This window comes from Rhizobium ecuadorense (assembly GCF_001187535.1).
GTDB lineage: Bacteria > Pseudomonadota > Alphaproteobacteria > Rhizobiales > Rhizobiaceae > Rhizobium > Rhizobium ecuadorense.
In genome coordinates this window covers 1-228 of record NZ_LFIO01000950.1, presented here as the reverse complement: position 1 = coordinate 228, position 228 = coordinate 1, and the positions used below count along the sequence as shown (strand labels likewise).

1 pseudogene is annotated in these 228 nt (G+C 61.8%); it reads right to left on the bottom strand.

What is annotated here, in order from left to right:
* Positions 1-228: pseudogene (locus tag AF337_RS17300) on the bottom strand (high-affinity branched-chain amino acid ABC transporter permease LivM); the annotation flags it as partial.

The following is a 228-nucleotide window of genomic DNA, read 5'->3' as shown; positions in this document are numbered from 1 at the left end:
GTCATCACGGTCACGCCGGCACCGTTTCCGGCCATGCGTCGAGTGAGTTTTCGACCGGGGCTGCTCACCTGGAACAGCGAGAGCGCCGATCGACCTGCCGTGACGACGGCCGCCAGCAGTACCGCGCGCATCAGTTCGTTCGTGAACGAAAATCCCTCGAGCACCAGCCCCGAGATCGGGCCGAACAGGATAAGGGAGACTGTAAAAGTGAGGAGCGCTTGCTTGAAG